This is a genomic window from Bradyrhizobium diversitatis (genome assembly GCF_016031635.1).
Taxonomy (GTDB): domain Bacteria; phylum Pseudomonadota; class Alphaproteobacteria; order Rhizobiales; family Xanthobacteraceae; genus Bradyrhizobium; species Bradyrhizobium diversitatis.
Genome location: NZ_JACEGD010000017.1, coordinates 160,948 through 174,373 on the forward strand (window position 1 = coordinate 160,948; position 13,426 = coordinate 174,373).

12 protein-coding genes are annotated in these 13,426 nt (G+C 60.5%); 10 read left to right on the forward strand and 2 right to left on the reverse strand.

Annotated elements, in window-relative coordinates; all coding sequences use genetic code 11:
- Window positions 1-6 precede the first annotated feature (6 nt).
- Both H1B27_RS41020 and H1B27_RS20040 read right to left on the reverse strand, forming a co-directional pair.
- Window positions 7-1,404 (reverse strand): ABC transporter permease subunit, encoded by a 1,398-nt coding sequence (locus tag H1B27_RS41020; RefSeq protein ID WP_197967237.1) that lies wholly within the window; start codon window positions 1,402-1,404, stop codon window positions 7-9.
- 1 nt (window position 1,405) lies between these two features.
- The gene (locus H1B27_RS20040) at window positions 1,406-2,110 is read right to left on the reverse strand and encodes an ABC transporter ATP-binding protein (RefSeq protein WP_197967238.1); all 705 of its coding nucleotides are present in this window, start codon (window positions 2,108-2,110) and stop codon (window positions 1,406-1,408) included.
- A 188-nt stretch (window positions 2,111-2,298) separates the two neighbouring features.
- Between H1B27_RS20040 and H1B27_RS20045 the strand changes: the two genes are divergently transcribed.
- The 10 genes from H1B27_RS20045 to H1B27_RS20090 all read left to right on the forward strand — a co-directional run bounded on the left by H1B27_RS20045 (window position 2,299) and on the right by H1B27_RS20090 (window position 13,405).
- On the forward strand, window positions 2,299-4,659 hold the full coding sequence (locus tag H1B27_RS20045; protein WP_246515545.1) for a TonB-dependent receptor: 2,361 nt from the start codon (window positions 2,299-2,301) through the stop codon (window positions 4,657-4,659).
- The gene (locus H1B27_RS20050) at window positions 4,659-6,101 is read left to right on the forward strand and encodes a PepSY domain-containing protein (protein ID WP_197967240.1); all 1,443 of its coding nucleotides are present in this window, start codon (window positions 4,659-4,661) and stop codon (window positions 6,099-6,101) included. The genes H1B27_RS20045 and H1B27_RS20050 overlap by 1 nt, the downstream gene beginning before the upstream one ends.
- Before the next feature lie 139 nt (window positions 6,102-6,240).
- Window positions 6,241-7,467: a CobW family GTP-binding protein gene (locus H1B27_RS20055; protein WP_197967241.1), complete on the forward strand. Its 1,227-nt coding sequence runs from the start codon at window positions 6,241-6,243 to the stop codon at window positions 7,465-7,467.
- Between the two features lie 12 nt (window positions 7,468-7,479).
- Window positions 7,480-8,460, forward strand: a complete 981-nt coding sequence (locus H1B27_RS20060) for a CobW family GTP-binding protein (RefSeq protein ID WP_197967242.1) — start codon at window positions 7,480-7,482, stop codon at window positions 8,458-8,460.
- An 82-nt stretch (window positions 8,461-8,542) separates the two neighbouring features.
- Window positions 8,543-8,848 (forward strand): nitrate reductase, encoded by a 306-nt coding sequence (locus tag H1B27_RS20065; protein ID WP_197967243.1) that lies wholly within the window; start codon window positions 8,543-8,545, stop codon window positions 8,846-8,848.
- Between the two features lie 35 nt (window positions 8,849-8,883).
- Complete coding sequence (locus tag H1B27_RS20070) at window positions 8,884-9,753, forward strand: metal ABC transporter solute-binding protein, Zn/Mn family (protein ID WP_197967244.1); 870 nt, start codon at window positions 8,884-8,886, stop codon at window positions 9,751-9,753.
- Complete coding sequence (locus H1B27_RS20075) at window positions 9,753-10,574, forward strand: metal ABC transporter ATP-binding protein (protein ID WP_197967245.1); 822 nt, start codon at window positions 9,753-9,755, stop codon at window positions 10,572-10,574. The genes H1B27_RS20070 and H1B27_RS20075 overlap by 1 nt, the downstream gene beginning before the upstream one ends.
- Window positions 10,537-11,394 carry a metal ABC transporter permease gene (locus H1B27_RS20080; protein ID WP_197967246.1) on the forward strand — a complete coding sequence of 286 codons (858 nt, stop codon included), beginning with the start codon at window positions 10,537-10,539 and terminating at the stop codon, window positions 11,392-11,394. Before H1B27_RS20075 ends, H1B27_RS20080 begins: the two co-directional genes overlap by 38 nt.
- A 14-nt stretch (window positions 11,395-11,408) precedes the next feature.
- Window positions 11,409-12,404 carry a polysaccharide deacetylase family protein gene (locus tag H1B27_RS20085; protein WP_197967247.1) on the forward strand — a complete coding sequence of 332 codons (996 nt, stop codon included), beginning with the start codon at window positions 11,409-11,411 and terminating at the stop codon, window positions 12,402-12,404.
- 59 nt (window positions 12,405-12,463) lie between these two features.
- Window positions 12,464-13,405, forward strand: a complete 942-nt coding sequence (locus H1B27_RS20090; protein ID WP_197967248.1) for a hypothetical protein — start codon at window positions 12,464-12,466, stop codon at window positions 13,403-13,405.
- Window positions 13,406-13,426: the final 21 nt, after the last annotated feature.

Here is a 13,426-nt window from a genome sequence, read left to right on the forward strand (position 1 = left end):
GAATGCCTAGCGCATGAGCGGACGAGAAACGGCATACCGCGCGAGCGCGACGGAGAGGCAGAACAAGACAGCGAGCAACGCAAGGCTCGTCCAATGGTGCGCCAAGGCAAATGACACGGAGGGAAGTTGATATTTGAATGGCGGCACGGTTGCCCACAGCTCGGGGCCGGCCTTGTAGGTGAAATGCGCGTTGCCCAAGGGATCGGCGTGTTCGACCAGGTCCTCGCTGACAATGTCCTGAATCTTCCGCCGCTGCGTTTCGGCCGCGGTAGAGAAGTCGCGATGTTGTGAAAAGTCCGTTCCGGTCAGGCCCATGGAGAAGCCGCGGAGTGCAACGACGGGGGCAACAAGACCGACCCACTCTTGCGCGCGCTGTTGGCGCTCGAACGTGTCCCAGAGCGCGCCGAAATTGTCATCAAGGGCACCATAACCAGCCTCGTCGTCGACTTTCAGCGCCGCGCCCCATTTGCTGAGCGGGAGTGACGCATCCCACTGCGACCGCGCGCCGAAATGCGCGGCCCACGCCTTGCCGGCGGCGTCGGCAATGTCGTGGGACAGATGATCGTCGAAGGCGAGGCGCGATGGTGTCGGATGGAGCATACTCACCGCCTCGGATGCCGTGCGCGGAGCGATCAGCGTTGCTGCGACCCAGAAGCCGAGCAGTATGACCAGAGCCGCCCGCGATGAACGCACGAGGGCTGAGACTGCCAGCGTCAGAAACACGAAAAAGCCGAGATAGAAGCCGTATCCCGCTGCAAGCCAGCCAATCCGATAGACCACGTCGAGGCGCTCGCTGGCCGGAAGACGCGCAACAAGGAATACCGCGAACCCGACCCCGACCGGCGCAATCAGAAGGCCGGCGCAGCTCGCAAGTGCTGCCGCCTTGCCGAGAAGCAGGCTCCGCGCGGGAACGCCCAGGCTGAGAAGCTGGCGCAACGTTCCGCGTTCGCGCTCGCCGCTCAACGCGTTGAAGCCGATGATGATAATGAGCAGGGGAAGCAGGACCTGAAGAAGCCACGCCGGCGACAATTCGCCGAATCGCTGCAATCCGGTTGCATCCTGGGCCGGCCGGAACTTGACTTCGCTCTGGCGATGCGCCTGTAGCCAGACGGTCGAGCCAACAAACGGCCCGATGCCCGGATCGAAGACGCCGAGCGGCGGTTCAGGCTTGAACACGTGCATGCCCTGTTCCGCCGCATCGTGCGGGTGCCGATAGCCCTGGTGAAGCCAGGCATCATAGTCGAGGGCCTGGCCTGCCGACCGTTCGCCGTTCAGCTGAACCTGCCGATTCCATCCTGCAGCGAGAGCCACCAGCATGAGGACGACGACCAGCCCTCCGGCCCAGAGCAGACGCCCGTCACGGGCCAGCTCTCGTATATCCTTGGCTGCAATGATCGCGAACACGTCAGCTCTTCATGTGCTTGAGGTAGAGCGCCTCGAGATCGGCGTGGCTGACGTCCTCGCTCTTGAGTTCTTCCACCAGCCGTCCGTGCTTCATGATGCCGAGGCGGGTTCCGGTCTGCTTGGCGTGGAACAGATCGTGCGTCGTCGTCAACACGGCCACGCCGTCGTTGCTGGCCTTGACGAGAAGCTCCGAGAACTCGTTGGCTGCGGATGGGTCAAGTCCTGACGTCGGTTCATCTAGCAGCAGTGCTTTGGCATTCTTGGCCAGTGCGATGGCGATTCCCACCTTCTGACGCATGCCTTTCGAATAGGTCGCGACCCTGTCATCAGCGGCTTCACGAGGCAGGCCAGCGGCCTCGAGCAGCTCAAGCAAACGCAGCCGAGGCAAGCGCTCCCCGATTGCGAGCGACGAGAAAAACGCGAGATTTTCCAGGCCGGAAAGCACGCCGTAAAGCGTGACCTGTTCGGGGATGTACGCAAGAAGCCGCTTCGTCTCCAAGGGATGGCGCACGACGTCGATCATGCCGATTTGCAGGCTACCGGATGTCGGCTGGAGGAAATTCAAGAACAGATTGACCAGTGTCGTCTTACCCGCACCGTTGGCCCCCAGCAGGCAATAGATTTCGCCGGGCAGCACGTTGAGCGAAACATTGTCCAGGGCACGTTTGGCGCCAAATTGCTTGGTCACCCCAATCGCATCGAGCATGGATCTCATAAACTCCAACTGACCGGTAGCGGCCCCCGTGGGGACTTGACGAATGTAATGTTATTACATTACGTCAAGACTGTGAAGCCGTGACGCGGGGTACTAGGCGGCCGGCGTACTAGGCGGCCGGCGGGTTGGGGGCAAGTATGCGTTATCTTTTCTGTTCAGTGTCTGTATCGGGTCTCTTGATGGCCGGGGCAGGTGTCCCCCTTTTCGTCGCTCAAGCGCAAGCTCAGACGCCCTCGTCGTCCGCCAGACCGGCGGCGAACTCGCTGCCACCCGTGACCGTCGATGCGCCGCAAAAACGAACAACTGCCAGAACCACCCGCCCATCGAATTCGCAGAGTAGCCGCATCGCCCGGGCAAGCAGAACTCCGCGACCCTCAACCACCGTTGAGACATCACCGCAGTCGCAAGGTCCCCAGCAGGGGCCGGCAACGCCGCTCAACACCAATGTGGTGACGCCGAGCGCGAGCCGGCTGGGACTGACTTCGCGGGAAATCCCGGCAAGCGTCGAAGTGGTCGGGGCGGACACGATACGCGAGCAGGGCTACCACACCACGATCGACGCGGTGAAAGGTGCAACCGGCGTAACCGCTGGCGACGCGCCGAACGACGTGTCGTTCTCCATGCGTGGTTTCCAGGGCAACCAGGTCAACGTCACCTACAATGGCATCAACATAGGTCCCACCGGCTTCACCGCCCTGACCATGGAGACGTTCAATCTCGATCGCGTCGAATTCCTGAAGGGTCCATCGTCGCTGATGTCAGGGCAGGGCGCGGTCGGCGGCGCCATCAACTATGTCACCAAGGCGCCGCACACGGGGCCCATCCAGAACGAAGCATTTGTTGGCTTCGACTCCTTTGGCAGCTACCGTACCGGCTACGGGTCCGGCGGCAGCACCAACATCAAGGGCCTGGATTATCGCTTCGACATCAGCCGGTCGGACGTCAATGGCTTCATCAACGACACCGACGCCAGGAATCTGCACGTCTCCGGCCAGCTCGACTACCGCCTGTCGGAATCATTCAAGGTGTTTGGTGCGGTCGAATACAAGGACTATCAAGCCCATCCCTACGAGGGGACGCCGCTGGTCCCGGTCGCATTCAGCGGTCCGTACGCGACGAACGGGATCGTGTCCGGCACCAAAGTGTCGGACTATAACCCCAGCAATCTCGGAGCAGTGACCATCGACAGCCGGACCCTCACCACGAACTACAACGTGCTCGACAACCACAAGACCATCAAGGAGACATGGGCGCGCGGCGGCTTTGAATGGAATTTGACGAACGACGTCACGCTGCGAAGCCAGACCTACGAGTACAATGCCAGCCGCGACTGGTACAACAACGAGGTGAGCGCCTTCAACACCGACACCACACGGGTTAACAATCCGATCGACCGCGAGCGCTTCTTCGTGCATCACAACCAGAACACGGTTGGCAACAGCACCGATGTGACCTGGAACTCCCGCTTCTTCGGCATGGAAAACCGCCTGGTAACAGGCGTTGAGGCCTATCACCTGGACTTCACCCGGCCCGGGGCGGCAAACTTCCCGAGCGACCACGTCGCGTTGGTCGATCCCGATCGGGGATATTATGGCCTGCTGACGACGAAGCGACAGACCGCCACGATCGACAGTGTGGCCATCAATCTCGAGGATCGGCTAAAGATCACGCCGACGTTCGCCCTGATCGGTGGCCTGCGTTACAATCCATTTGAACTCGATCGCACCTCGACTGACAAGTTCGGCGCGAGCAACGCCGGATTTCCCTATTCGGCAAGCTGGCAACCTGTGACGGGGCGCATCGGCTATACCTGGGAAGCGCTTCCAGGAATGACGTTCTACAGCCAATACGCAACGGCGAGCGACTTGTCCGCCGACAGTATTTTCCTGCTGAGCCCCACCCAGCGGCTGACCCTGACGACGGCTCGCAGCTATGAGACCGGCGTCAAAAATCTGCTGTGGAACGGGCGCGCAGAGTGGACCTTCTCGGCGTTCGACATCGAGCGCGACAACGTATACTCCGCACAGGCCGGCCAGACCCTGAATCTCGCGGGAAAAGTGAAGTCGCAGGGTGTCGAATTCGCAGCAGCAGTCCGTCCGATCCCCGAGCTCAAGCTCTGGGGCAATGTCGCCTACGTCCACGCGCGCTACGCCGACTACGATTTCACCGGCGGCTCGTTTTCCGGCAATGCGCCACCGAACATCCCCGCGCTCATCGTGAACGGCGGGGCGTCCTATCGCTTCCTCAATCCGGGCTGGCTGCCCGTCGAGGTCGGCGCATCGGTCCGGCATGTCGGCGACCGCTACACCACCGATGCCAATACCGTGACGATGCTCGCCTATACTACCGCGGATGCCTTCGCGTTTGTCGACATTCCGAAGTCGAAGACCTTCCCGACCTTTGACAACACCCGGGTGACGTTCCGGGTCCGAAACCTCACCGACAAGAAATATGCGGCATGGAGCGATCCGTTCTATCCGGATCAGATCTTCCTCGGCGCGGCGCGCACCTACGAAATCGAAACCTCCTTCAAGTTCTGATGGTCGGCGTTCGCCCGTTGCGCGTCTTGGTCCTTGTCCATCGTTGGCTGAGCATCCCGCTCTGTCTGCTGTTCGCGATGTGGTTTGCATCCGGCATCGTGATGCACTTCGTGCCGTTTCCGGAGTTGACCGAAGCGGAGCGCTTCGCAGGATTGCCTGTCATCGACGTTTCCGGGGTGAAGCACAGTCCCGGCGAAGCTGTCGCGGCGAGCACGCTCAAATACGTCAGGTGCGTGCGTCTCTGGCAGCGCAGCGACGGTCCGGTCTACCTGGTGTCGGCGGCGTCCGGAATGAAAGCCCTGCATGCGGACGATTTGAGCGCGGCCGACATCGGCTCCGGGCAGGTGGCACTCGCAATCGCGTCCGAACATGCACGCCTGCGTGGACTGAACACCTCTGCCGCCGCTTTGGCAGAACTCGCGGACTATGATCAATGGACGGTCCCGAACGGGCTCGACGGGCACCGACCGCTCTATCGTATTGCTCTGAACGATCCTGCGGGAACGGAACTGTACGTCTCGTCACGCACCGGCGAGGTCGTGAGAGATACGACGCACGGCGAACGCGTCTGGAACTACCTTGGAAGCGTTGTGCACTGGATATATCCGACTGCGCTGCGCAAGGACTGGATGGCCTGGAACGTCACGGTGTGGTGGCTGTCGCTTGCTGCGGTCATCGCCGCGCTGTCGGGCCTGATCGTAGGCCTTCTGCGCCTCAAGCGGGTGCGCGACCGGATCGTGTCTCCCTACCGAAAGTGGCATGCTTGGCACCATTGGCTTGGTTTGGCGTGTGCGGTCTTCGTGATGACCTGGATCGTCAGCGGCTGGCTATCGATGGACCATGGCCGTCTCTTCTCCACCGGCGCGCTCACCAGATCGGAAGCAGATCGGATCGCGGGGATGCCGTCGTGGGGCGAACTGACGTCAGTGCCCGAGTCCGTGTCACCGGCCGCCCGCGAGATCGAGTGGTTCGCTTTCGGCGATCGCATCTATCGACGCATTCGAACGGGCGTCGATGCGCAGCAGCTCTCGGTGGCGGCTCCAGCATCTGCTGGTCCTTCTTCCTCATTCTTGCAGGCCGATGAGGTCAATGCCGCCATTTCCCAGGTAGTTGGCGGCTGCTCGAGCACCAGTGCTGTCGAGCGAGATGACGACTACTTCATTGCATCTGAAGTTGCGCCAGCTCCCGTGTATCGATCCATTTGCGGGGACGTATGGTACCAGATCGACGGCGCGAGCGGCGCCAACCTGGAAAAGCTTGACGCCCAGCGTCGAACCTATCGCTGGCTGTACCGCGCGCTGCACACATTCGATCTCCCCACCTTGATGGCACGCCCAAGCTTACGCACGGCGATGGTTGTCGTCCTGTGCACGTTTGGAGTCGCGTTCAGCATCACCGGAGTCGTGATCGCGTGGCGGCGGCTGAGGCTGGAATTTCGTTGACCCGATTTGGATTTGGCCCTCTTTCCCGCGCGCTGTGAGGCGGCGACCACAATCCATCGTGATGAGCTTCCGGGGGCTGTTGCGCACCTGTATGTAACGTTATAACATTACCTACTCGGGGCAATTCGATTGCGTGTCAATGAAGCTGGACCAGCCGATTCCGGTAACGATCCTCACGGGCTTCCTGGGCGCGGGGAAATCCACGCTGCTCAACGAGCTCCTCGAAAGCGAGTCCTTTGCGGACACCGCCGTCATCATCAACGAGTTTGGCGACATTTCCATCGATCACGATCTTGTTCGGGTCAACAAGCGCGAGATGATGGTGACGACAACGGGCTGCCTCTGCTGCACGGTCGCGAGCGACATCAGGACTTCCCTGTTCGAACTTTACGATGCTGTGGAAAGCAAGGCTGTCCCGCCGTTCAAGCGCGTGATCGTCGAGACGACCGGGCTGGCCGATCCGGCCCCGATCATCAATCAGGTCACACCGGGCGGTCTTCCGGCAGCGGGGTTTCGGGATCATGTTGTCGCAAGATGCTTCCGACTGTCCGGCGTCGTCTGCGCAATCGATGTAACGACGATCGAAGAGTCGATGGAACGGCACTTCGAATGCATGAAGCAGGTGGCGTTTGCGGATTTCATCGTGCTCACCAAGACGGACGTTGGCCCAGAGCCCGCAGAACGTCGCCCTATTTCTGAACTGGTGCAACAGATCCGCAAGATCAATGCGGCGGCTCCCATCGTGGACCGTCACGGGGCTGAATTCGAATTCGCCACTGCGTTTGCGCCGCGCGGCTACGTTCCCTCCGAGCAGGGGGCCGATGTTGAAGGATGGCTGGCTCTCGAGCAGGCGTTGGCCGAGCAAGGGCAAGCTCACGACAATGGCGCAGGCGCAAGCCGCCATGCGGCGGCCGGCATCCAGACTCTGGCGTTGCTGGAAGACCGCCCCGTATCGGCACGAAACCTCGCAACGTTCGTTAAGCTGCTCAATGCCGTGGCGGGCTCGCAACTGCTCCGTCTCAAGGGCCTTGTTGGACTCGAGGACGATCCGGATCGGCCGCTCGTCGTGCACGGCGTTCAGCATGCAATTCATCAATATCGGCTGCCGGCCTGGCCGTCGGACGATCGTCGCACGCGCATGGTCGTCATCACCCACGGCATCGATGAAGCGACGGTCAAGAACCTGTTCACGACGATAACAGGCCTCTCGACGCGCGCAAAAGCGGAACTGGTGTTGACTGCCGCTGGCTTGAGCCTTCTCGGCGTGGCGCTGGTCGCCGGAATCTTGCTCATCTTCCACGGGCGCGCCACCGCCCCGTTCGAACCCTCTGCCGTGATCCACGACGTACCGAACCCCAAAGGCTGAAAAGGACTAAGCATGAACGACACGATTTCACAAACGCCGGTCACCGTCCTCACCGGGTACCTGGGCGCGGGGAAGACGACTTTGCTGAACCGGATCCTGACCGAGACCCATGGCAAGCGCTATGCGGTGATTGTGAACGAGTTCGGCGAGGTCGGAATCGACAACGATCTGATCGTCAACGCGGACGAAGAAATATTCGAGATGAACAACGGGTGCATCTGCTGCACCGTGAGAGGTGACCTCATCAGGATTCTCGAAGGGCTGATGAAGCGGCGTGGCAAGTTCGACGGAATCATCGTGGAGACCACCGGGCTTGCCGATCCGGCGCCGGTGGCACAAACCTTCCTTGTCGATGACGACGTTCGCCGCAACACGAAGCTTGACGCGATCGTCACGGTCATCGACGCAAAGCATCTCCTCGCAGAGATCGACCAGGCGCACGAAGCGCAGGAGCAGATCGCATTCGCCGACGTTGTCTTGCTCAACAAGACGGATCTGGTTTCGGAAGCGGACCTCAAGCTTGTCGAGGCAAAAATTCGTTCAATCAATCCTTATACCGTCATCCATCGTACGGAGCGCTGCGCGCTCGACCTAGAGAAAGTCCTGGATCGAAACGCGTTCGATCTCAACAGGGTTCTTGAGTTCGAGCCGGGCTTTCTCACAGAGGCCCACGACCATGAGCACGACGCCCACGTCAAAAGCCTGTCATTAACGTCTCAGACGCCTCTCATTCCCGCGAAATTTCTTCCCTGGATGCAGGAGACCGTTCGTCAGTTCGGGACTGATATTCTGCGGCTGAAGGGAATCATTCAGTTCCAGGACGACCCCGATCGCTTCGTCATTCAGGGCGTTCACATGTTGCTCGAAGGAGACCATCAGCGTCCCTGGAAGCCCGACGAGCAGAGGACAAGCCGTCTGGTCTTCATCGGGCGCGACTTGCCCGAGGATATTCTCAAGGAGGGCTTTAGCCGCTGCCAGAGTCCAGGTCATTGATGAAATTCGCAGCATGGCAGGAGACTGGGTCTCTTGCCATCCTGTGCAAGACCCGGACAACACAAATTCCCAGAGGTTGATCGTGTCAAAAACTGCTTTTGCCTTGGGCCGACGTATCCAGAGAACCGGCTATCCTGAGGCAGTTCAGCACCTCAAGCTGCAGACGCAGAAGCTGCTCGGCTTGTCGGATGGTGTTACGATCTCGGTGTCGGAACTTTCCTGTCGTGAGGCAGGGTGTCACGATGTCGAAACTGTCGTTGCGATTCTGAGAGAGGGAGAAAAGCCAACCATCGCTCGCGTGCATAAGCCAATTCCAGATGTCAGTCTCCAGGAACTACAAGCAGCATTCGAGCGGGCCCTCGTACCCAAACCACCGGGTGAGCCATGAGGTGTCTCGGCGCAGCCCGACTAGTCACGAACAAGATGAACATCAGCATGATGGCGGCCCTCATCATGCTTGGCGCTCTCACGAACGCATGCGCCGCCGAAGGCAAGATCGCAATTGCCGCGGCTGAGAACTTTTACGGTGACGTCGCGCAGCAGATCGGGGATGATTCGGTCTCGGTCACCAGTATACTGAAGAACCGGGATCAGGACCCGCATCTGTTCGAGACCTCCCCTTCCATCGTTCGCGATGTCGCCGCTGCGCAGGTCGTCATCCAGAATGGCGCCAACTACGATTCATGGATGGAAGGGCTGCTCAAGGTTACGCCGAAACCCGGGCGCGTTCTGATCAGGGTCTCCGACCTCTTGCACAAGAACGCCGGGGACAACCCGCATCTGTGGTACGACCCTGCCACAATGCCTGCGGTCGCAAAAGCGGTCGCCCAAGCGTTGAAAGCTGCTGACCCCGCCCAGGCGGACAATTACGAGGCGCGGCTGAAATCCTTCCTTGCCTCGCTCCAGCCTCTCGACGACAAAATCACTTCCATTCGCAGCAGATATGGCGGGCTCCCCGTCACGGCCACAGAACCGGTCTTCGGCTACATGGCGGCCTCGCTAGGTCTGACGATGCTCGACCAAAAATTTCAGCTCGCGGTCATGAATGATACCCAGCCGAGCGCCAGCGACATCGCCGCGTTCGAACAGGATCTGAAAATGCACAAGGTACGCGTCCTGTTCTATAACAAGCAGGTTTCGGACAACATGGTGCAGCGTCTGGTCGGTCTTGCGCATCAATCCGACGTTCCAGTCGTGGGGGTGACGGAGACTGCCCCGGCCGGGCTTTCATACCAGGATTGGATGCTTACACAGCTTGAAGCGACCGAGAAGGCGCTGGCCGGAAACCGCTGATGAACGTCATCGAGTTCGATCGCGTAACAATTGAAATTGGCGGTCAGGTCGTCCTGGAGAACGCCAGCTTCGCGATCGAGCCTGGCGAATTCATCGGCGTCCTAGGCCCCAATGGGGCCGGCAAAACCACGCTGATGCGCGCCATCCTTGGCCTGTTGCGGCCAAGCACGGGAACTATCCGCGTGTTCGGCCGTACCCCGCAGCGCGGCGATGCGGATATCGGGTACGTTCCACAGGTGCGCACGGTCATGCCGGGTTTGCGCGTGCGTGGCTTCGATTTCGTCGCAAGCTCGATCCGCGGCGATCGGTGGGGTCTGCCGACACTTGGGCGCGCGGACCGCAGGACGATTGACGAGACGCTCACGGCGGTGGGCGCGCGCGACCTCGCCGATCGTGCGCTCTCGGACATGTCGGGCGGCGAGCGTCAGCGTCTGCTGCTGGCTCAAGCGCTGCTCGGCGAACCGAGACTGCTGCTGCTCGATGAACCCCTGATCAGCCTTGATCAGCGCCATCAGGAGTCGATCATCGAGCTGGTTGGCCGCTTCGTCCACAACCGCAACATTACGGTGTTATTCAGCGCGCACGAGCTCAATCAGCTGATCGGCGCGCTCGACCGCGTGCTCTATCTCGGTAACGGCCACGCTGCGCTAGGGACCGTGTCGGAGGTGGTGACGGCACCGGTGTTATCGAAGCTGTATGGCGCGGATATCGACGTTGTGCACGCCGATGGACACATCTTCGTCCTGTCGCGAGGCCGCGACCTCGAGCGCTCCGGCGATATGCATGATCATCCTGCTCATGATCGTGCACGCCATGCTTGAATACGATTTCATGAGAAACGCTTTCGCTGCTTCCGGAGTTGCAGCTGTGGTATCGGGTTTGGTGGGCTATTTCCTCGTGCTGCGTGGGCAAACCTTTGCCGGACACGCACTTGGGCATATCGGGTTCGCGGGCGCCACCGGCGCAATCCTGATCGGCGTGCCACCGGTCTGGGGGCTTGTCGGCCTCACGGTCGCCGCCGGTGTCGGTATGGGAATGATGGGCGAACGCGTTAGCGACCGCGATGTAGCCATTGGTGTAGTGTTAGCGCTGTCGCTCGGCCTTGGGCTTTTGTTCCTGCACTACTATACGTCCTTCGCGGCCCAAGCCACTTCGCTGCTGTTTGGCAATGTGCTTGCAGTTGACCGTCCGACGATCGCGGTCCTTGCCGGGCTGGCCCTGATCACGGTGGCTGCTCTCTCCGCGATCATGCGGCCCCTCATTTTTGCCAGCCTGCAGCCGGAACTCGCCGAAGCCAAGGGTGTGCCGCTGCGCTTTGTTTCCACAGCCTTCCTGGCAATCGTCGCACTGGCGGTGTCGGAGAGTGCCCAGATCGTCGGCATTCTCCTGGTATTCAGCCTTATGGTGGGTCCGCCGGCAACCGCGCAACTGCTCGTCGGCGGGCTTTGGAGCGGAATTGCGCTGTCGATCGGTTTTGCTTTGGCCGAGGCTTGGGTCGGGATCGCCATCGCCTATTATACCGATTGGCCCGTCAGCTTCTGCATCGCATTGCTAAGCGCGCTTGCCTATTTCGTCAGCCGCGGCTGGGCGCCCCACCGATCTCCCAATGCGCAGGTCCAGGCTCCGAGAGAGCCGGTATGAGGGGAGCGCGATCAATGAGCATTGTCTCTCCCATCCGTATCTTCCGAAGTGCAGCGAAGCAGAAGCCCGTTCAACCTGTTGGGCGCAGGTTTCTTGTCGGTCTGGTCCTCGCGAGCCTTGGCGTAAGTACATCTTGTTCGGCGACGGAGTGCAATGGCAAGCCCGATGCGCTCGGCACCAGTCGCGTCATCGCCGTCGATCCGAAGGACCATCCGCGGATTGGCACCATGCAATATCCGGAAACGCTGCCTCTCGCCGACCACGAGGTCGTCATCACCTTTGATGACGGGCCGTCGCCGCGATACACGGACCGTGTCCTTGAGATACTCGCTTCGGGATGCGTCAAAGCGACGTTTTTCATGGTTGGCCGGATGGCGGCGACCTTTCCGGACGAAGCTCGAAAGGTTGAGGCCGAAGGCCATACCATTGGGACGCATAGCTTAAGTCACCCGTTCACATTCGGAAGAATGACGGAAGGCCAGGCAGGCCAGGAAATCGACGGGGGGATCGCTGCAGTCGGGACTGCGCTCGGAAGTCCGGAGAAACTCGCTCCCTTTTTCCGGGTGCCGGGCTTGTTGACCTCTGAGCGCACGGAGGCCGCGATCGCCTCCCGTGGTCTCATGACGTGGAGCGCGGACGTTCCGGCCGACGACTGGTTGAGAATAAGCAGCGCCGAAATCGTGAAACGGGCGATTTCGAGATTGGAAGCGAAGAGCCGGGGCATTCTCCTTCTTCACGATATTCATGAACGCACTGTTGGGGCACTTCCGCACCTTTTGAGCGAGTTGAAGACGAGGGGATATAAGGTGGTGCAGGTCGTCGCGGCCAATGCGACGAGCGCAAAAAGCGAAACAACTCCCGAACAATGGCGCCTGCCACCTGCGCGAGCCGAGGAGAAACCGGCAGTCGCCGACGCGCCGCCGTCAACTGCGGCGCCCACGAAAAAGGCCGCGGCTCTACGACGTATCGAGGGAAGCTCAAGCCGCTTGGGAGGCGCAAAGGGCTTCTGAAGAAGCTCGCAGCAAGTCGCTGGCCCAGGGGATCTGAATCTATGTTTGAGAAGTAACGCTTGCGCGATCGTGTCAAACCAAACTGCAGCCTGATCGTAGCGGGAATTTGCGCCGCATTGTCGGTCAGTTTTGCGGAGGCGGTGTTTGCCACGGAATGCAAACCGCGCCACTTTCGCGCACCTTATTTCATCAAGAGTATGGGCGTTTGCGATTTCGACCTGGAGACTTTGAGCTATGCCGGCACACCGCTGCAGCAAGCCAGGTGTCTCTTGCGCGGCATGGATGCCAGCAGGAATTTGGGACCGCCGCTCGATAGTCTGCCGCCTGGACTCGCACGACGGATCGGCAAAATCACGGACTTGCTCTCACGCGAGGTGCTGGCCGCGTATCTCTCCAGGCGGGACCTGGAGGCGGAGTTTGGTGCCCATCTGTGGGAGTCGTTATCGCGGGCCCGCAATAACAATCCCGATGCGCCCATGGCGCGGTACTTCGTGATCCACGATACCAGCGGGCCGAACTATGGCCGCCGCGCATTTCCTGACAACATCGATACCGGTCGACTATACGAAAATCTCGCCTATTATGCCTGCTCGGATGGCTGGGGACGCGCCCATGTATTCATCAATCGCAGCGGCGAAATGCTGCTGGCGCACGATTATTCGATTCCCTGGCGCGAAACCAAGTTCGAGCAAGCGGCCGAGTTTGGCGGCGCCTTGCAGGGTCTGTTCCTGCATACCGAGATGGTGCAGCCGCGACGTACTTCCCCGGGACATGGCGTGCGGAATGATGCGCGAACTCCCGATCCGGCTTTCACCACGGCACAATACGACCGGCTGGCTTTGCTCTACACCATCGCCAGCGTCCGCAGAGGGGAGTGGCTCGTGCCTGCGTTCCATGCCGCCATCGACGCCGAGATTCCCAACGGCCACGACGATCCCTTGAATTTTGACATCAACAGCTTCGCCAATAGTCTCGACCAGCTCCTCTCCAAGCTGGAGTAGTGCGGGACAATTTAGGCGACG